The 17,859-nt window shown below is 64.1% G+C and carries 18 protein-coding genes; 8 read left to right on the forward strand and 10 right to left on the reverse strand.

Annotation, left to right across the window (positions count from 1 at the left end):
* Window positions 1-133 precede the first annotated feature (133 nt).
* Window positions 134-1,450: a tyrosine-type recombinase/integrase gene (locus tag OOZ63_RS08905; protein ID WP_266005065.1), complete on the forward strand. Its 1,317-nt coding sequence runs from the start codon at window positions 134-136 to the stop codon at window positions 1,448-1,450.
* A gap of 166 nt (window positions 1,451-1,616) precedes the next feature.
* On the opposite strand, the gene OOZ63_RS08910 is transcribed toward OOZ63_RS08905, so the two are convergent.
* Both OOZ63_RS08910 and OOZ63_RS08915 read right to left on the reverse strand, forming a co-directional pair.
* Window positions 1,617-2,570: a relaxase/mobilization nuclease domain-containing protein gene (locus OOZ63_RS08910; RefSeq protein ID WP_266005066.1), complete on the reverse strand. Its 954-nt coding sequence runs from the start codon at window positions 2,568-2,570 to the stop codon at window positions 1,617-1,619.
* Window positions 2,563-3,156 carry a hypothetical protein gene (locus OOZ63_RS08915; protein WP_266005067.1) on the reverse strand — a complete coding sequence of 198 codons (594 nt, stop codon included), beginning with the start codon at window positions 3,154-3,156 and terminating at the stop codon, window positions 2,563-2,565. Before OOZ63_RS08915 ends, OOZ63_RS08910 begins: the two co-directional genes overlap by 8 nt.
* 704 nt (window positions 3,157-3,860) lie before the next feature.
* Here OOZ63_RS08915 and stbB point away from each other — a divergent pair.
* Together stbB and OOZ63_RS08925 are read left to right on the forward strand one after the other, a co-directional pair.
* Window positions 3,861-4,601: a StbB family protein gene (stbB, locus tag OOZ63_RS08920; RefSeq protein WP_266005068.1), complete on the forward strand. Its 741-nt coding sequence runs from the start codon at window positions 3,861-3,863 to the stop codon at window positions 4,599-4,601.
* Window positions 4,598-5,059 (forward strand): hypothetical protein, encoded by a 462-nt coding sequence (locus OOZ63_RS08925; RefSeq protein ID WP_266005069.1) that lies wholly within the window; start codon window positions 4,598-4,600, stop codon window positions 5,057-5,059. Before stbB ends, OOZ63_RS08925 begins: the two co-directional genes overlap by 4 nt.
* Window positions 5,060-5,139: 80 nt before the next feature.
* Here the strand turns inward: OOZ63_RS08925 and OOZ63_RS08930 are convergent, their stop codons facing one another.
* From OOZ63_RS08930 to OOZ63_RS08940, 3 genes are all read right to left on the reverse strand, one after another.
* The gene (locus OOZ63_RS08930; RefSeq protein WP_266005070.1) at window positions 5,140-6,000 is read right to left on the reverse strand and encodes a DUF932 domain-containing protein; all 861 of its coding nucleotides are present in this window, start codon (window positions 5,998-6,000) and stop codon (window positions 5,140-5,142) included.
* A 39-nt stretch (window positions 6,001-6,039) separates the two neighbouring features.
* On the reverse strand, window positions 6,040-6,498 hold the full coding sequence (locus OOZ63_RS08935; protein ID WP_266005071.1) for a single-stranded DNA-binding protein: 459 nt from the start codon (window positions 6,496-6,498) through the stop codon (window positions 6,040-6,042).
* Between the two features lie 643 nt (window positions 6,499-7,141).
* Complete coding sequence (locus OOZ63_RS08940) at window positions 7,142-7,426, reverse strand: hypothetical protein (RefSeq protein WP_266005072.1); 285 nt, start codon at window positions 7,424-7,426, stop codon at window positions 7,142-7,144.
* 43 nt (window positions 7,427-7,469) lie between these two features.
* Here OOZ63_RS08940 and OOZ63_RS08945 point away from each other — a divergent pair, with 43 nt between their 5' ends.
* Window positions 7,470-8,684, forward strand: coding sequence for a hypothetical protein (locus OOZ63_RS08945; RefSeq protein WP_266005073.1), 1,215 nt, complete (start codon window positions 7,470-7,472; stop codon window positions 8,682-8,684).
* On the opposite strand, the gene OOZ63_RS29070 is transcribed toward OOZ63_RS08945, so the two are convergent.
* Complete coding sequence (locus OOZ63_RS29070; RefSeq protein ID WP_323055734.1) at window positions 8,576-9,172, reverse strand: HNH endonuclease; 597 nt, start codon at window positions 9,170-9,172, stop codon at window positions 8,576-8,578. The genes OOZ63_RS08945 and OOZ63_RS29070 overlap by 109 nt on opposite strands.
* 321 nt (window positions 9,173-9,493) lie before the next feature.
* Between OOZ63_RS29070 and OOZ63_RS08950 the strand changes: the two genes are divergently transcribed.
* The 4 genes from OOZ63_RS08950 to OOZ63_RS08965 all read left to right on the forward strand — a co-directional run bounded on the left by OOZ63_RS08950 (window position 9,494) and on the right by OOZ63_RS08965 (window position 14,662).
* Window positions 9,494-10,351, forward strand: a complete 858-nt coding sequence (locus OOZ63_RS08950) for a c-type cytochrome (protein ID WP_266005074.1) — start codon at window positions 9,494-9,496, stop codon at window positions 10,349-10,351.
* Window positions 10,352-10,418: 67 nt separating this feature from the next.
* Complete coding sequence (locus OOZ63_RS08955; RefSeq protein ID WP_266005075.1) at window positions 10,419-11,789, forward strand: cbb3-type cytochrome c oxidase subunit I; 1,371 nt, start codon at window positions 10,419-10,421, stop codon at window positions 11,787-11,789.
* Window positions 11,790-11,809: 20 nt separating this feature from the next.
* Window positions 11,810-12,619, forward strand: coding sequence for a CbbQ/NirQ/NorQ/GpvN family protein (locus tag OOZ63_RS08960; protein ID WP_323055735.1), 810 nt, complete (start codon window positions 11,810-11,812; stop codon window positions 12,617-12,619).
* Between the two features lie 15 nt (window positions 12,620-12,634).
* Window positions 12,635-14,662: a nitric oxide reductase activation protein NorD gene (locus OOZ63_RS08965; protein WP_266005076.1), complete on the forward strand. Its 2,028-nt coding sequence runs from the start codon at window positions 12,635-12,637 to the stop codon at window positions 14,660-14,662.
* 210 nt (window positions 14,663-14,872) lie between these two features.
* Here OOZ63_RS08965 and OOZ63_RS08970 read toward each other — a convergent pair whose 3' ends face one another.
* The 4 genes from OOZ63_RS08970 to OOZ63_RS08985 are packed head-to-tail and all read right to left on the reverse strand — an operon-like array spanning window position 14,873 to window position 17,843.
* Window positions 14,873-15,571, reverse strand: coding sequence for a succinate dehydrogenase iron-sulfur subunit (locus OOZ63_RS08970; protein ID WP_266005077.1), 699 nt, complete (start codon window positions 15,569-15,571; stop codon window positions 14,873-14,875).
* Between the two features lie 9 nt (window positions 15,572-15,580).
* Window positions 15,581-15,973, reverse strand: coding sequence for a hypothetical protein (locus OOZ63_RS08975; protein WP_266005078.1), 393 nt, complete (start codon window positions 15,971-15,973; stop codon window positions 15,581-15,583).
* Between the two features lie 11 nt (window positions 15,974-15,984).
* Window positions 15,985-16,371, reverse strand: a complete 387-nt coding sequence (locus OOZ63_RS08980) for a hypothetical protein (protein WP_266005079.1) — start codon at window positions 16,369-16,371, stop codon at window positions 15,985-15,987.
* Entirely contained in the window at window positions 16,368-17,843 is a 1,476-nt protein-coding gene (locus tag OOZ63_RS08985; protein WP_266005080.1) for a multicopper oxidase domain-containing protein, read from the reverse strand. Before OOZ63_RS08985 ends, OOZ63_RS08980 begins: the two co-directional genes overlap by 4 nt.
* Between the last annotated feature and the right edge of the window lie 16 nt (window positions 17,844-17,859).

Raw genomic sequence — 17,859 nt, forward strand, 5'->3', positions numbered from 1 at the left:
GGACATCCCAGGTCGCCTCGCAACATCCTGTTGCTTCCCGCACTTTTTTGTGGGTGGGATTGGGGGTAAGCTTTGTGGGTAGAAATTTCGAGATCCTCGAAATTTTGTGGGTAGACTTTTTGGAGAAGTCGCCATGGCAACCAAGCAAGGCCCTCATGTCATCCACCGACTGAGTCCGCTGGTCGTAAAGAACACCAGGAAGCCTGGTTACTACGCAGATGGGGGGAATTTGTACCTTCAGGTCTCCCCAGGTGGCGCCAAGAGTTGGCTGTTTCGCTTTCGCTTGAAGGGACGGTCCCGCGAAATGGGGCTCGGGCCGCTCCATTCCATTGACCTCGAAGCGGCCCGCCAATTGGCCAAGGCACACCGCACGAGATTGCTTTCAGGGGTCGATCCGATCGACAGCCGCAATTCAGAGAGAAGTGCGCTACTCGCCAAAGAGGGCGCACGGAGCGATCGTAAGAAGTGGAGTTGGTGCTGCGAGACCTACGTTGCCGACGTCAAGATCCCCGAACTGACCAACGCTAAACACGCCGCGCAGTGGGGAACCACGCTTTCCGCATACACCTATCCATTGTTAGGCGACAAGTGGGTGGACGAGATCACCCTGCACGATGTCTTTGCCGTCCTCAAGCCGATCTGGCTTGAGATCAACGAGACCGCCACCCGGGTCCGCTCTCGGATGGAAGCTGTGTGGGGCTGGGCCAAGGTGAAGAACTACTGCAGCGGCGACAACCCAGCAGTCTGGAAAGCAAACCTCCAGCATCTGCTCTCGTCTCCAGAAAAGGTGCAAGACGAAGGCCATCATCCCTCCCTGCCCTACGAGCGGATGGGTGCCTTCATGACGCGGCTACACGAGATCCAAGACGCCAACATCAAGTTCCGCCGTTCGATCTCTCCGGCAATGGCCTTGGAGTTCGCCATCCTGACTGCCATGCGGACCAATCCCATCATCTTGGCCACGTGGAGCGAGATCGATGAGGAAAGGCGACTCTGGACAGTCCCGACGGAACACATGAAGGGCAAGTTCCCCATACGGGTTCCCTTATCAGCCCGGGCTATGGATATCCTTCAGTTGATGAAGCCCCATCGCTTGGACAGTTGCCCGTTGGTCTTTCAGTGGCGCGGAGTCGGGCTCTACAACACCTCGATGTTGAACGTCATCGGCAACATGGACGAGCGAGAACCCAAGACATGGATTGATCCGAGGATGGAAGGCCGCCGTGTGACCGTGCACGGTTTCAGGTCAACCCTGACCGATTGGGCTGCGGAAACAACTGACCACGACTTCAAGGTTTACGACAAGGCACTGGCGCATAGCGAGGCGAACCAGACCGTTGCGGCCTACCTGCGTGGCGATATGCTGGCTAAACGTCGCCTCCTCATGGACGACTGGGCGAAATTCTGCAGCTCAGTCGTTGCTCCGTGTTTGGCGACAACCACGGCCTGAGCAGCTTCGGGCCAGGCCGGCTTTGGCGGCATGGCCAATCGTCAGCCATCGCGGAGTTGCCGCCCAGCCGCCGGAGTCCAACACCACCACAGTAAGCAGCAGAGCTGGGCGACGCAAGGCTGGCGCCGATCCCCGCCCGAAGCGCAAGAAATGGACTCGGACGGGCTCAGCGACTTCCTCGATCCAAATCAGGTAGTTCCATCGCGCGGACTACGCGTGGCTGGCGCACAGCGGCAGGCCTTTTTCCGCCCGTCATGTAGCCACGAACCGCATTTGCCAGTTTCATATCCGCAGGGTCGTCCGACGACTCCAGCACTTGGATGATGGCCTGCCATGCAGTACTGCGGGCGTTGGCGGCCCCCCCCTTGGCCTCCAATTTCGGCCCATGCTCCGTCATGAACAGGCGCCCCTCACTACGAGCACGAATGCGCCACAGCGGCTCGTAGCCCCTGATGGCTCCTCGTGACGCGCGCGAGCTGGCGCCAGCCTCGACACCCCATCCCTTCAACCGCTCGGCAAAGAGCTCACGCCAACGCCGCAAGTCCGCCTTCCTCGGATTCAGTCGATGTCCATGCTTGGATTCCGTCCGCACGCTGAGGTGAACGTGGGGATTGGCCTGGTGATCGTGCAGCACCATCACGTATCGGTGGTCCTTGAACTCGATCTGTGCAAACTCCCGGGCCGCCCGTAGCACGGCCAGCGGATCTGTACCCTGCGGCATCGACAGCATCACATTGAGCGCCTCCCGCCGCGGGCCCTCCTCCGGAATCCTCGACCCGCCATAGCGCCAAGCGTCCGTCAGCTCGCGCACCGCTTCACGCCCGGATGCCTTCATTCCCAGCTCGTCTTCGATCTCCAGCCGCCCCGCTTTGCTGATGTAGCGAAAGTGAGCGGCAATCGCTTTCATGCCGCGTCCGCCCCCTGTCACCTTGACCATGACCTGCGGTACGCGCCGCAGCACCACTGCCCCGATGTGACGGCGAATCGCTGCGGCGCGTTCATGGATGGACTGCACCGAGAGCTTCGGAGTCGAGCTTCTCACCACACGGTTTGGTGGGTAGAAGAGCCTATCGCCCCACTGGACCAGCAGTCCGTCGATCCACTGGGGCTGCTCATTCATGACGTTCTCCGCTTGCTCGGGCGCCTCCCGCTGACCCCGCCCGAGATCCTGGCCTGCCCAACCCGGCCTCCGCCAAGGCCACCGAGGCCAGCCTCAGGTGCCGGTGGATTGGCGCTTCGATCCGCAGCAGCAAGTCCCGGTATGCGCGCGCTGCCTCACCTTCCCCGTGCCTCAGCAAAGCAGCCAGTTGCAGGAGTCCCCGGCGTACGGTCACCAGCTCATCTGTCGAAGCGTGCAGCTCGTTCAGCAACGCAGGCCGCCCTCCTCCTCCGGTTAACGACGGCACCTCACTCGCAAGCCCCACGAGGTAGGCGCCTGGTGACAATCGGGCCTGCCGAGCAGCCAGGCGGATGAGTTGGGCGTCTGCGGCGCTCAAGCGCAGCGACAGACGGACCGGCCCACGGCTCACGGGGTTGATGAGCACGGATGGAATGACGTCGCGCCTCTCCTCTTTACCCAACCGCTCAGCCAGCACGCGCCGAATGAGGTTTGTGGGCGACACGCCCTCCAGTCGCGCACGCGCCAGCAGTGGCGCTCGCATCCCCTTCAGGTCCACGCAGAAGAGTTCTCGATGCGACTTGTCCATGGCCACCTCCATCGCCGATGGGTGCAATACATCGGGGCGCCTTCGCCCCTATCGCTGCACTAACCCAAGACCAAGTATTGGTCCGAAATCGCGCTTTTGAGGCGCTGATTTTTGGCAAAAATCAGCACCGATTCCCGACCAATCGTGGACTAAAGATTGATCATGAATACCTCAGCCGTCCACGCAGCGTCCCTCGGTGACTCAGGTCCGTCCACTGACCGTCCATCAAGCGTTCCGGGAGCGCCCTGGGAGAGGCACCTGAGCGTCCCCGGACTGACCTCAGCGGCAGGCCTGAAGCTGATGCCTGGTGAGCCGCCCGGGCGCGCCACGCGCAAGGCGCGGCAATTCGAGGCCGAGATCGCCAGACTCCGAGCGGAGGGCTACACGCTGGCCGCCATCCGCCGATCACTGGCTGCGGCCGGCGTAGAGGTCAGCCTCGCCACCATCCGGCGGGAACTGAAGCGCCCCACGCGCGCGCTGCCAATCACGATGGCAACCGCAGTCCCTGCCGTCACCTCATCCGGTCTACTCATAGCAAGCACAGCCTCGCACTCCGCACCGGCCCACGCCGCAAGCCGGTCACAGCAGCCTGGCGCACAGCCATCCCCCGCAGAGCTATGCGAGCAACCCAGCGGCAAAGACCTGGCTCAGGCGTTCTGCAGCAGCCAGAACCATCACCCCCTGAAGCGCGCAAAGGAAAACCCATGAAGATCGCCGTCATCAACTTCTCGGGCAACGTGGGCAAGACCACCGTGGCCCGCCACCTTCTGCTGCCCCGCATTCCCGCTGCGGAGCTGATCGCCGTGGAAAGCGTCAACGCCGACACTGAAACAGCACAGACCCTGCGGGGCCGCCAGTTCGGCGCACTGCAGCAGTACTTGCAGACCATCGACAGCGCCGTCATCGACATCGGCGCGAGCAATGCCGAGGAGTTTCTGACCCTGATGAAGGCCTACTGCGGCAGCCACGAGGACTTCGACTGCTTTGTCGTGCCGACTGTGCCCTCAATCAAGCAGCAAAAGGACACCATCGCCACGCTGATCGAGCTGTCGCGGTTTGGCATCCCGCCACAGCGTCTGAAGCTGGTCTTCAACATGGCTCAGCCCGGCGTGCCGATCAAGGAGTCGTTCTACCTCGTGCTCGCCTTCCTCGCCCAGCAACGGCTGGCGGAGGAAAACACGGCTTGCCGCTTGTACACGAGCGACATCTATGGCTTGGCGCGAGACAGCAATACCGACATCGGCACGCTGGCCCTCGACCAGACCGACTACAAGCGCCTGATCCGTGACTCGGACGACAGCGAGGAAAAGCTCGCGCTCGGCCTCAAGCTGGCCGCCCGCAGGCTGGCTATCGGCGCCGTTCCCGCGCTTGACGCCTGTTTTACTGCACTCGGTCTGGATGAGCTTGCTGATGCAGACACCGCGCCGGCGGTGCGCTACTCGTGAACGAGCCCTTCACAGCACGGGATGCGCTCGTCGCCGAAGCGCTGGGCGACATCGGGGTGCTTTTGGATCGCGCCGAAATGGTCGCGCTGGAGATGAGATCCGCCGCCGAAGCGGTCGACCGTGCCTGTGAACGGCTCGAAGCGCACGCCGCTGCGGCGGAGCCGCGCATGGCCCAATTGGCCGAGCATGCCCAGGGCGTGGCGGCCAAGCACATCGCGCGGAGCGCCCGCGAGACCATGCACACCGCCGCCGACGACGAATGCCGATCGATGGCCGCCTTCGCCCGCGCGCTCTTCCACAGCGAGCTGAACCCCGCCTTGCACAGCCTCCTTCAGGCTGCAAAGGCCTGCGCTGAGAACCGAGACCATTCGCGCATCAGTTGGTGGGCCTGTACCGTATCGGCGGCGGCCTCGGTCATGCTGACAGGGTTGCTGGCCTTATGCATGCTGCACCTGTAGGCCCGTGCAGCATGCCCTGCCGGTCCACGGCGCAGCGGACAGGTTGTTGGTTGGTTTGCCCGCCGTGCCGGAATGGCTGCTCAGGCCTTCAGCTTGCGCATCTCCTCGGCAAGCACCCAGAGTGCGCGGTTGAGCTGCACGCTGCGGTCGATGCTGCCGACAGCGCGGGTCTGCATGCGCCGGCCCTGGGTACTGCGCCCTGGCTGTCCACCGCGCAGCAGGTTCTCCTGCGTCCGCTGAAAACTCAGCCACAGGCTGTCGCCCTGGTCCTCCATGCGACGCGGCTGCATCAGTTGCTGTGCGGTGATCGGCGCCGCTGGCTGGGAGGTGCCCGCCTGCGGTTCTCCATAGCGCAGCGCTAGCGCGGCCGTCGCGAAGGCTTGCTGCTCTTCGGCACGCAGGGTCAGTGCCTTCATGCCCTCGGTGGCGGCATCCACCGCCTCGAAGTCCTCCAGCACGCGGAACGCACCCTCGATCACCTCGCCCTGGATATCGCCCTTATGGGGAATGCGGATGTCCTCGACCACATCGCCCACCACCAGGCCGTTGCAGCAGACAAAACGGAACACCCCGGCCAACAACTGATAGGAGCTCGCGCCATCGTGGCTGTTGATCAGGATGATCTCGTTGGCCTCGGACTTCCCCTGCTGCAGTTGCCCGGCATGGCGCATCCGGATCATGTGCTTGGTGAACTCGGCCTTGCCGGCGATACGGCTCGCGCTCTGCGCGACCATGAAGGGCTCGAAGCCCTCCGTGTGCAGGGCACGCAGAACCTCAATGGTCGGAATGTAGGCATAGCGCTCCGAACGGCTGCAGTGCTTGCCGGCCGCAAAGACCGAGGGAGCGGCAGCTCGCATCTGGTCTTCAGCCAGTGGGACAGCGCTTTGCAGCACGCGGCTGCCACGGCCGAAGCGAGCGGCCAGTAGGGAAGATGAAGACATGATGATCTCCTGTCGATTGGAATGATGAAGACCGAACGTTCAGCGCTTGGCCCGCGCACCGGAGCCGCTGGGGGCTAAGCGGCCACGCCGGGCCGGCGGTTCGAGCGAGGACTCGCCCCAGCCTTCGTCTTCTGGCACAGAGCCGCGCTCCGACGCTTTGCCCCGGCTGTCCAGGAAGTCGATCTCCTCGGCGGTGAAGCCGAAGGCGTAGACATTGACGCCGCTCTTGTCCTGGTAGTTGTTGTTGCGCAGCCGGCCGACGATGTTCACGTGCGAGCCCTTGCCCAGGTACTGGTTCGCGTTCTCCGCGAGCTTTCCCCAGAGGGTCCATTGCACGGCGGTGCTCTGCTCCTCCCGCGCCTCGCCGCTGCCGCGTCGGACATTGCTGATCGCGGTCAGCACGGCCTTGGCCAGCCGCTCCTCGCCGTTGACCAGGTACTCAAGCCGCACCGCGCCGGCCAGATGCGCATTGCGCTGTTCCACACGAACGATTGCCATGATGAATCTCCTTCAAGAAGATCCACCGGCCCCGTGATGGAAGCCTTCCAGCAGATCCTCTCGCTTGGACTCCTCGCTCCCGCCCACGGGCGGGCGGGGGGTGGGCACGGCCCCTTCCCTCACGGGAAGGGGTTGGGGATGGGTGGGGTGTCTTCATCGGCAGCCCGAGCGGCGCGCCGCTGTCCCGGCCCGCCGCTTGAAGATCCCCCCACAAGTCCCCCTCACCCACGGATGGGGGCGCCGTGGGGGGATCGCGGTGGGCCCGCTCGGCGCGGGGACTGCCCCATCACCGGTCCGCAGGCATCGCGGCCGCCGTGCCAAGTCCCCTGGCACCAGGCTGCGCCGAAGGACCGTCCCCTGGCTGAGCCCCGGCGTCTTTCGCGGGCGGCGTGCCATCAAGCGCAGCGGCTGGCGCGCCGTTCGAGCCGGGGCGATCACCTAAAGAGGCGGCCCGGCTTCGGGCGTGGCGGGTGCCAGGGGTGCCGATCTGGCAAGGCCAGTTCGGCAGCCGGCGGGCCGTTCCCGCGCAGCGGGAAGGAACAAGCCCGCCGTCCCCTGGCACGGGATCGGGCCGCCGGACCAGGGCCAGGGCCAGGGCCAAGGGCATAGGGCAAGGGCGCCGCCCTTGCCCCGGATCGCTCACTCAGGCCTGCGCCCGCAGCAGGGCCGGCAGCCAGCGCCTGCCGTCCAGCAGCGCCTCTGCCTTCTCCACGAGTTGCTCCTTCTTCAGCTTGGCCAGACCGACGCAGGCCTCGCCCTCTCCTACCTCGGCCAGCGCCTGCACGATCTGCGCCTTGGACACCCGACCCAGGTAGGTCTCGCCCGAGGCCTGCCACCAGTCGGCCATATCCAGGCCGGTGGCGCTCGCCAGCGTCTGGGCCGGCTTTGCGTGCGCCGAACCGGCAATCTGATCAAAAATCCAGGCCAAACGCGAAAGCTGCCGGATACGAATGCACCACGAGGGAGGATCGATGAAACCGCACTATCTCGGCATGCGTCCGCCGGATGATCTGCAGCACATTCCGCCGAAGTACTGGCCCCATCACGAGTACTGCTTCTACCTGCATGACCAGATCGGCGAGCTGCTGGTCCAGTACGAAGCCTCGGGTGCGCATCAATGGGTTGCGGACGCCATTGCAAAAGCTGCGACGGAAACCGGACGCCAGGGCGAGTTGGACGTCTTGGACCTCCTGAAGGAGGCAGGTCTGACCGAGGCGGTGAAGCATGTACTCATCGGGCACCTGGTGCTCGCGCTCACGGCCGACATGCTCCACTTCCTGTATGAGGGGATGCGTTGCCTGGAGAAGCGCAAGTTCGCCGTGGCGTTCTCCTTGCTGCGCAAGCCGTTCAAGGAGAACATGCTGTTCCTCGCCTGGCTGCTGGCAGACCCGGAAGACTTTCTGGCCCGGTTCGAGAAGGACAACTACAGCTCGCTCAACGGACTGCAGCCGGCACGCAGGCAGGAAATCTTCAAGCTCGCCGCAGACAAGCTCGCGATGAAGGAGGCCTTCGACGGCAACCTCATCGAGCAATGGGTGTTTTCCAAGGAGATGGAGAACGGACTGGAACCCCTATGGCAAAAGGCGACCCATCTCATCACCAGCCAGGGCAGGCACCTGAGGACCGAAGACCTGAACATCAACTTCATCTTCAACGATGCCAGGTCGGACCACCTCTATGACGCGGCCTACACCATGCTCCCGTACCTGATGCTGTTCCTCGTACAACTGTCGCTGCGCGCATTCTCCGAGATCGCCCACGCAAACGTTGCGACGGCCAATCACTTGGTCTTGGTTTCACTGTGCGCACACGAGAACCTTTTGAGCCGTGGCCCGCGGCCATCGACAAGGTTCATCACCAAAGCGCTGAAGTCGATGTTGACCTGCCTGCATTGCAAGAGGCCATTCAAGTTCGACCGGGCCAACGCGATGTCGCTCTTCCTCACAGAGCGAGCTTCCTGCTCCGCCTGCGGCGTCGACAGCCCCGCGCCCCTGTATTGGCTCCTGGCCCAAAGCGACCTCAAGTTCATCGACGACCAGCCGCCAAGTGCCTTCGACAAGCTCATGAGCGAGATTCATCAGAAGGCTGAAGATCCCAGCACCGAGAAGCTGTCCGCAGAACCAAAACCTGCGCCCGCACCACCACCACCAGATCGCAGGACGAAGCAGAAGCCAAGCCCGACGTAGCAAGGGCAGCCCGGCATCGGGCGTGGCGGGTGCCAGGGCAGCCGATCTGGCAACGCCAGTTCGGCCAGGCGGGCCATTCCCGCCACGCGGGAAGGGAACAGGCCCGCTACCCCTGGCACGGGACGGGCTGCCCCGCCCAGTCCAATTGCGTCCAAGCCTGCATCCCGCGCGACAAGCCGATGCGCGACAGCTTCTAACTTCGGCGCGCAACGCCGCCCCGCCCGCCCAGCTTGCCCAGCATCCCGATAGGCAGCCAAGCACCCCGATTCAACGGTGCTGGACATGGCCGCGAAAGCAAGCGGCGACAGGGGATCCCGAGCCCGATGCCGCAATGCGTTGCAGTGGGCGCAGGCCGCAGCGATATTGGCTTGGCCGTCGCCTCCGCCGTCCTGCCGCGCCCGCAGATGCTCGGCGGTGCATCGCAACAGCAGAGATTGGCGCAAGCTCAGCCCGCAGCCTTCCCCTGCTGTTGGCGAATGAGCGGTCATTCAAATTGGCGCGTCGCCGGGTCATTCCGATGCGGGCATCTGGGCGTTCGCGACGCACGCACGTTTGCGAAAGTTTCAGCTATGTGCGCTGCCGCACTGACGGCAGGAGTTGGACTTGCCACCCTGCATCGGCTCACTGCCTCCCTTGCCCTGAGAGAGCGCGTGAATGCAATGTCGAGGTGCCTGCAATGACCGCATTCCGAAGCCTCCAGGTGTTCAGCTACGTCGTGCTCGGGTTAATGGGCGCCGGTATCGCGTACGCAGGCGCCATCAGCGTCATCTACTGGACAGGCATCAGCGTCTGACGCAGGTCGCAGCCCCATGAACAAACGCCAAGCACGCTACTTTGCAATCGGCTCCACGCTGGTCGCCACACTGATCTTTCTGGGGCTCACCGTCGACAGTCACCGTCAGTTTCCGAAACTGACCAACGCGCAGAACATCACGCCGGCGGTCACCCTGGGCAAGAACGTCTGGCACAAGAACAACTGCATCAACTGCCACACGATCTTCGGCGAGGGTGCCTACTACGCACCGGACCTCACCAAGATCGCACAACAGCGCGGTGCGCCTTACTTGCGGGCATTCCTGAAGGACCCGTCGAAGTTCTACGACGAGCAGCGCCACCGCCGGCTGATGCCACAGCAAGATCTCAGCGACGCCGACATCGATGGTCTGATCGCTTTTCTAGACTGGGTCAGTCGGGTGGACAACCAGGGCTGGCCGCCTCGGCCGATCACGGTCACCGGCGTGGGCACAGCGGCGGGAGTCGCGATCCTTCCTCAGGCCGCACTGGCTGGGCCTTCAACGTCAGTTGCGGGATCGCGTGCGACCGATTCCGGCAAGGATCCGGTGGCTTTGGGCGAGCGCGTGTTCAGAAGCGCCGCGCCCGCCTGCACCGCCTGCCACTCCATCGTGGCGGGCGTCGATATGGCCGGACCTTCACTTGCCGGCATCGCCACGCGCACTCAGCAGACCTTGGCGTCTCCTGCCTACAAGGGCAAGGCCACCGACCTCGAGGCTTTCATTCGCGAATCCGTCACCCACCCCAGCGCGCACCTGGTGACGGGCGCAATGTATTCCGCCGACGGCGTCTCGTTCATGCCGAACACCTACGAAAAAGACCTGAGCGCCGAACAGCTCGGCCACCTCGCTGCGTACCTGGCGACCTTCAAGTAGCGGACTTTTCGCGCCCATTCCAAAACAGGCCGCGGTCCATTGCGGCCGCCTCTGCAGGAGCATCCCCATGCGCTACAGGTCTCAATCGGTTGCTTACTGGTACTTCGCCGTGGCGATGGTCTTGTTTGGGCTGCAACTGGTGTTCGGCCTGCTTTCGGCCGCCAAGTACGTCGGACCTGATCCGCTGCTGAACATCCTGCCCTTCGATGTGACCAAGGTCATCCACACCAATCTGCTGATCGTGTGGGTGCTGACCGGCTTCATGGGCGCCACCTACTGGATGGTGCCGGACGAATCGCGCACCGAGCTCTACAGCACCAAGCTCGCCTATGTGCAACTGATCCTCTGGACCCTGATGGGTGTGACCGCCGTGGTGGGCTATCTGTTCCGCTACGGCACGGGCAACAAGCTGCTGGAGCAGCCGCTGCCCCACAAAATCGTGATCGTGATCTGCATGCTGATCTTTCTCTACAACATCGGCATGACGATCTGGCAATCCAAACGCTTCACCACGACAGAGGGCGTGCTCGTGCTCGGACTGGCACTGGGCGCGCTGCTGTACTTGCCCGCCTTGCTGGAGTACGAGAACTACACCGTATCCATCTATTACCGCTGGTGGACGATTCACCTCTGGGTCGAGGGGGTCTGGGTGATGATCCAGGGCGGCTTCCTGGCCTACCTGCTGATACGGCTGTCCGGTGCCGATCGAGAGGTCATGGAGAAGTGGCTGTATGTGATCGTCGGCCTGGTCTTCATCGCCGGCATCCTGGGAACGGCGCACCATTACTACTGGGTGGGCGTCCCGTCCTACTGGTTGCCTATCGGCGGCATCTTCAGCGCGCTTGAGCCCGCAGCCCTGGTGGGCATGGCGATGTTCGCTTACTCGGCCATGCGCCGGGCGGGCTTCTCGCACCCCAATACGCTGGCTTTGCACTGGACCATCGGCAGTGCACTGTTCACGCTCTTCGGAGCCGGCCTGCTGGGCCTGGCGCATACTTTCCCCGACGTCAATAAATGGACCCACGGCACGCTGATCACCGCGATGCATGGGCATGCGGCCTTCTATGGCGCCTACGCCATGATCGTGCTGGCGATGATCACCTATGCCCTGCCGGCGATGACGCCGGGGCGCAGCGAGCAGGGCAGCAGTCTTGGCTACTGGGCATTCTGGATGCAGCTGGGCGGCATGTTTGGCATGACCCTGTCGTTTGCCACCGCAGGCATTGCGCAGGTGTACCTGGAGCGCATCATGGGCATGGGCTATCTCGACGCACAACTGAAGATACAGGTGCACTTCGTGATGCTGATTGCCACCGGTTCGCTGTTCGCAGTCGGCGTGGGATTGTTCATCTATGACTTCTTCCGCCATATACCCCGCTTCGACATTGAAGAAGAGCTCAATGCAGCAGGTGCGCCCAACGCGGTGAGTGCCTCTTGACCGCTGCACTGATCCGCGCCATCGGCCCGCAGGAGGGGCCGGCGCCATCGATCGCCGATGAACCCTACTACCAGCCCTCAGGTGCCGAGGTGGCCGTCTTCCAACACTGCCATGCCTTGCAGCTGGCGGTGATGCTCAAAGGTCCTACCGGCTGTGGCAAGACCCGCTTTGTCGAGCACATGGCCTGGAAACTGCAGCTCCCCCTGATCACGATCTCCTGCCATGACGACCTGAGCGCCAGTGATCTGATCGGCCGCTTCTTGATACGCCACGACGGTACCGCCTGGCAGGATGGGCCCCTCACCCGCGCCGTGCGCGAAGGCGCCATCTGCTACCTCGACGAAGTGGTCGAAGCCCGCCAAGACACCATGGTGGTCCTGCATTCATTGACCGACCATCGCCGCATCCTGCCGATCGACAAGACCGGCGAGACGCTGGTGGCCGCCCCGGGTTTTCAGCTGGTCATCTCCTACAACCCGGGCTACCAGCGCATGCTCAAGGACCTGAAGCCCAGCACGCGACAGCGCTTCGTCGCGCTCGACTTCGACTTCCCACCTGCCGCTCGCGAAGGGGCGATCATCGAGAACGAGACCGGCGCCGACCATGGCACGGCCATGGCGCTGGTATCGCTTGGGCATAGGCTTCGCGCTTTGCGCGACCGTGGCCTGGCCGAGGTGCCGAGCACCCGCTTGCTGATCGCGGCGGCGGCGCTGGTGGTCAGCGGCATCCCGATACAGCAGGCCTGCCTCAGCGCTGTGGTGTCACCGCTGTCCGACGACGAGGCGCTGGTGGCCGCGATGCGCGACCTGGTCGACGCCAGCTTTGCCTGATCGAGCAAGACCGCGATGGCCGAAGCCGAGGACGTGATCACCGACCTGGCCCGACACGCGACCGTCTTCACGCAGAACTTCTGGCGACAGCACCGGGCCAAGACACCGAGTCGGCCCGTGACCCGGCTGACGGATGTGGCACCGCGTCTTTGCCTGCTGATCGAGGCGGTGTTCGGCACTTCCCATCGTCTGCGCACGGCGCAACTGCCGGCACGTCCCACTTGGCTAGCCAGGACCTTCCAGCGCAGCGCCTTCCCGCGAGCGCGTCTGGCACTGCCGGCCACCGATGGCCACAGCATCTGGTTGCCGCCCGAGACTGGCCTTACGGATGCCGACCTGGCCATGGAGCGCTTTCGCACCCTGGCCCTGGTACAGGCCATGCGGGCGAACAGGGGCAGCGCCGCTGGCGCGGACTTCTGTGCGGCGCCGCTGGTTGCCGACCTCTATCTGCTGATGGAAGCCATTGCGACGAACGCAGAACTGGCCCGCTTGCTGCCCGGCATGACTGCTGCCCTGAACAGGATGCGCTGCGAAGCGCTCGCAGCTCGCCCGCCCTTGGCTCAGTTCCCGGCAACGCGCCGTCCGCTGGAGGCCTGGGTGCGCGCCTTGATGGCACAGCCTTGCGAGGGGCCGATTGCGCACGCACCTATCAGCGCATCACCGGAGGAATCGAGGTGTTTCGCACAGAGTCTTGCCGCTGACATGAATCGCGACCATGCCAGCGCGGGGCAGCACGCCCTCTTGTTCCGGGACAGCTGGACCGGCGAGCTGCGCAAGCCCGGCATGGCCATGGCCGCACCCGCAGCGAACAGCGACCGGGTCGGCAACACCGAGGCTCGCGCGGCACGCAGCGCACGCCTGACCCGTCGCCCCGAAGTGCGCGAGGGGTCTGCGCAGGAAGACGAGGCCAGGCCGGGCGCGTGGATGATCCCTCCCGAGGTGCCGCACGAACAGGCCGAGGATCCATTCGGGATGCAGCGCCCCACCGACCGAGACCAGGCTGCTGCGGCCGACGAGTTCGCCGACCTGGTCTCCGAGCTGGCCCAGGCACGCCTGGTCTGGAGCCCGGGCCACGCACCGGAGGTGTTGCTGTCCGATGACCCGCCTGCGGTGCGACCCCAACACGCCACCGCCTCCGCAACAGATGCGCCTCAGAAGCTCAGCTATCCCGAGTGGGATTACCGTGTCGAAGCCTACCGCCACCCTGGCGCCTCGGTGCGAGTGCTGGTGGCACCGGCCGGGGCCCAGCAATGGGTGGACAACACCCTGGCTCAGCATCGCTCGCTGCTCGGCGCCATACGCCAGCGCTTTGCGGCCCTGCGTCCCCAGCGCACCCGCAGGCGTCGACAACCGGACGGAGATGACATCGACATCGAAGCCTGTATTGAGAACCTGGCGAACCGGCGGGCCGGCTGGCCCATGGCCCAGGATCTCTACTGCTCTGAGCGGCGAGCCCGGCGCGATATGGCGATCCTGCTGCTCATCGACGTCAGCGGATCCACCGATGGCTGGATCGCGAACCAGCGCAGCGTCATCGACGTAGAGCGCGAAGCCCTGCTGCTCGTCTGCATTGCCCTGGCCGCGATGGGCGAACCCTTCGCGGTGCAGGCCTTCTCGGGGAACGGGCCCACGGCCGTGCGCCTGTGGGACATCAAGCGCTTCAACGAAGCCTACGGCCCTGCCGTGGCACTGCGCATTGCGGCGCTGGCGCCCGACCAGTACACACGCACGGGCGCCGCCCTGCGCCACGCCAGCGCGACGCTGATGCGCGAGGGTGCTGCTCACCGCCTGCTATTGCTGCTGTCGGACGGCAAGCCGAACGACTGCGACATCTATGAAGGCCGCTACGGCATCGAAGACACAAGACAGGCCGTGGCCGAGGCGAAGCTTCAGGGTATCGCGCCGTTTTGCTTGACGGTGGACCGGCAGGCCGCCAGCTATCTGTCCACCCTGTTTGGTGCCCACCACTACGCCCTGCTGGCGACACCGGGTGCGCTGCCAGCCGTGTTGCTGGACTGGATACAGCGGCTGTCGAGAAGCTAGGCACGGTTTGACGGATCAACCATGAACGTCACAAGGCAAGCCGCCTCTTCAACACTCGCTACGGACGGCTCTTCAGAATTCACGAGCTCGGACGGCACGACCTCCGGGAGCAGGGTGTCGGGTTCCTGGCCACTGTAGAAAGTGTCCATGGCTGCGCCCGGATCTTCCTCGCCGAGAACAGACTGGTCGGCGACTCCGCACGCAGCTGGATCAGACAGCACGCCGCACCATCATCTCCTTGATCTTGCCGATGGCCGCCGCAGGCAGCAGGTTCTTCGGGCATACATCCACGCAGTTCAGAATGTCTCGGCAGCGAAACAGGCGATAAGGATCCTGCAGATTGTCCAGCCGATCGGCCGTTGCGGTGTCGCGGCTGTCCACTAGGAAGCGATAGGCCTGCAGCAGGCCCGCGGGGCCGACGTACTTGTCAGGATTCCACCAATAGCTTGGGCAGGCCGATGAACAGCAGGCGCACAGGATGCATTCGTACAAGCCGTTGAGCGACTCTCGCTGCTCGGGCGACTGCAATCTCTCACGCTCGGGTGCCGGCTCGTCGTTGATCAGGTAGGGTTTGATGGAGTGGTACTGCTTGAGAAACTGCGTCATGTCGACGATCAGGTCGCGAATCACGGGCAGGCCCGGCAGCGGCTTCAGTACCACCTTGGCAGGCAGCGCGCGCAGATTGGTGATGCATGCAAGCCCGTTCTTGCCATTGATGTTCATCGCATCCGAGCCGCAGATGCCTTCGCGACAGGAGCGGCGGAAGCTGAAGCTCGGGTCGAGCGCCTTCAGCCGTATCAGCACGTCCAGCAGCATGCGGTCGCCGGGGTTCACCGCCAGTTCGAGCACCTGCATGCGCGGCGCCTTGTCCTGATCCGGGTCGTAGCGGTAGATGTGGAAGCTGTGCATGGGGCCTGATCAAGTTGCGGGAACGTTGCGGAAGGGGCTGGAGCGGTTCACCAGACTGCGCATCTCGTCGGCCGCGCGCAGGGTCAGGTGGTGGGGTGTGAAGCCAGGACGAGGAGAGATGTAGTCCGCCATTTCGCACACCAGTTCCAGTTGAGCCATGGATGCCTGCGCCAGCAGGGCGATCACCAGGTTCTCCAGCGCGATGACGCGAATGCGAAGCTGCACGGCTTCGGTATTGGCCGAAGACGGATCCTCGACGACCGCATTCCCGGCTAGAGCGCCTGCGGTCAGCAGGTCAGGGCCGGCACCACCTTCGTTATCCCATCGCGACAAGGCAATCAGGCGCAGGCGCCGACGTTCCGCCTCGTCCGGCATCGCCTTTTTGACCGATTCTTGGCGCATGGGTTTTCCTCCTATTTCACCGAAGTGGGTTCGGGCTTGAGCAGGTGGACGATGCTCAGTTGCATGCCATTGCCCAGCGCGCGCTGCATGGCCTTCACCGCATCCCGGGGCGGGAGCGTCTGAGACTCGATCACGAAGGACAGCGCGGCCGGCTGCTGCGACACTCGCACGCTATCCGGTCTAACGCCTTTCGCACCGCGCGCCACCGACTTCAGGCGCGCCAGGTCCAGGGGCCCGCGCACATCGCAGAACACCACGATCTTGCCGCTGGCGGTCGCCTTCCGAACCAGCGCATGGTCATAGACAACGGCCACCTTGTCTTCAACGCAGGCACCGCAGGCTTGGCCGGGCACAGGGCAGCAGGCGACCACAGCGACCACTACAGCAAGACCTTTCATGGCTTCTTGACGTGCGCGTCCGCCCACTTGAAGTAGGCCAGGTACTGTTTGACTTCCTCATCGCTCAAGCCCTGGTTGGGCATAGCGATCTTCCACTTCTCGAGCATTGCCTTGGCCTTGGCGTCGGTCTTCAGCATCTCTTCCGGCGACTTGAGCCAGCGCGCCAGCCACAGGTCATCATGGCGCTGAGTGGTGCCCAGAAGGTCGGGGCCTAGCTTGTCGCCTCCACCGATGGAATGACAGGCCAGGCACTTCGACTCGAAGGCCAGCTTGCCGGCCACGGCCTGTGCGTTGTCTGGCGTGGCGGTCGCGGGGATGTTGTGATGCTCAGGATCGCCGCCCGGCCCGCCGGCGGCAATCAGGCCCACCGCGCCCTGCGCGGCGTTGGCGAAGTGGTGATCCACCATCACGTAGCTGCCGGCCTCGGGGATGATGAACTCGACAATGGCACCACTGGAGGAGCCCAGCAGCACCGTCTGCATGCCGCGAAACTGGTTGTCGGGGTTTCCGTCCATCCACACGCGGTCGAAGATAGTGCCGACGACGTGAAAGCTCGAGGTGTTGGACGGCCCGACGTTCAGCACAAACAGGCGCACGCGCTCGCCCGGCTTGGCCTGCAGCGGCACGTCGACCATGCCGTTGTAGCGGCCGTTGAACACCGTGTAGTTGGGCTGCTTGCTGCGCAGTCGGTCGTTGTCCAGCACGTGCAGCGGCTGGCCATCGAGCTTGCGTTTGGTCGGATCGGGCCGGGTGTAGAACTCGCTCTGGACCACCGTGTACTCGCGGTCTACCTTGGTGGGGTAGCCCCCGCGCGGCTCAACGACCACCATGCCGTACATGCCTGAGGCAATGTGCTCCAGCACCATCGGCGTGCCGCAGTGGTACATGAAGACGCCGGGATAGTTGAGGGTGAACTCGAAGGAAATGGTTTGACCCGGTGCAATCGAGCGGTACTTGTCCTGCGGCGACACCATGGCCGCGTGAAAGTCCATCGAATGCATCATCGGCGCGGCCGTCATCTGGACGCCGGGTGCAGGCTCATCGGAACGGTTGGTCATCGTGAACTTGATGCGGTCGCCGACGCGCGCGCGGACGGCAGGCCCTGGCACCTGGTCGCCGAAGGTCCAGGCGCTGAACTTCACGCCGGGCGCGATTTCGATGATCTTATGGGTGGTATCGAGGCGGATCTCCTTCACCTGAGCAGGCTGCAGCGGCTTCAGCAAGGCGCCCAGGCTGAGCGCATCACCGCTGGCAAACGGGCCGGTGTGGCGTTCGCTTGAAAGCACCGCAGGAGGTGTCTTGAAGTCCATTTTTGTCACGTCGTAGGCGTCATCGGCAGCCGCTGTAGCTGGTGTACTGACGGCGGGCGCTGGCGCGATAGGGCGTGCCGGCGGTTCACGCTCCCCGCAAGCTGCGAGAGTCAGCACCAGCACGGCGAGCCCGGCGGCGTATGTCGGGGCGGTGTGGTTCATGGGTTCTCCTTTGCGC

It is taken from the genome of Paucibacter sp. PLA-PC-4, from assembly GCF_026241155.1.
GTDB lineage: Bacteria > Pseudomonadota > Gammaproteobacteria > Burkholderiales > Burkholderiaceae_C > Roseateles_E.